Source organism: Planococcus circulans (assembly GCF_020023385.1).
GTDB lineage: Bacteria > Bacillota > Bacilli > Bacillales_A > Planococcaceae > Planococcus.
The window spans coordinates 1-844 of record NZ_JAIQCL010000028.1 but is presented as its reverse complement, the minus strand read 5'-3'; the positions used below and the strand labels follow the sequence as shown (position 1 = coordinate 844).

General features: G+C 59.0%; 1 protein-coding gene. It reads left to right on the top strand.

Annotation, left to right across the window (positions count from 1 at the left end; translation table 11 throughout):
- Nucleotides 1–11: 11 nt before the first annotated feature.
- Nucleotides 12–844 (top strand): hypothetical protein (locus K8U60_RS18905; RefSeq protein WP_223643637.1); only part of this gene is annotated, 833 nt, incomplete at its 3' end.

Genomic DNA, 844 nt, shown 5'->3' with positions numbered 1-844 from the left:
AGGAGAGTTTGATGCCAACCAATGTTGCCGGCTTTACCATTTTCGGTGCCATTGAACAAAAGTGGCTCGCTACAGGCGGCCAGAATGGGCCGCTCAATCTGCCGACGAGCAACGAGACTGCCACTTTCGACGGGGTGGGACGGTTCCAGACCTTTAAAGGAGGCACCATTTCCTGGCACCCGGAAACGGGGGCCCACGCCATTTGGGGAGTGATCAATGCCAAGTGGCAAGAACTTGGCCGCGAACGTTACGGCTACCCGATCACCAGCGAGCTGCCGACCCCGGACGGCAAGGGACGTTTCAATCATTTCCGCTCCCTGCACGAGCCGGGCAAACCGGAAAAGTCTATCTACTGGCACCCGGAAACGGGTGCGCATCAAGTATTCGGCGCAGTTCGCGGGTGTTGGATAGCGCAGCGCTGGGAGACCGGACCGTTAGGTTATCCCGTCGGTGCGGAGACCCCGACCTTTGACAACGTGGGACGGGCGCAGAAATTTCAAAGAGGCACCATTTCCTGGCACCCGGAAACGGGGGCCCACGCCATTTGGGGATTGATCAATGCCAAGTGGCAAGAAATTGGCCGCGAACGTTACNGAGGCACCATTTCCTGGCACCCGGAAACGGGGGCCCACGCCATTTGGGGATTGATCAATGCCAAGTGGCAAGAAATTGGCCGCGAACGTTACGGCTACCCGATCACCAGCGAGCTGCCGACCCCGGACGGCAAGGGACGTTTCAATCATTTTCGCTCCCTACACGAGCCGGGCAAACCGGAGAAGTCCATTTACTGGCATCCGGAAACAGGTGCGCATCAAGTGTTCGGTGCCATCCGCGGACGCTGGGC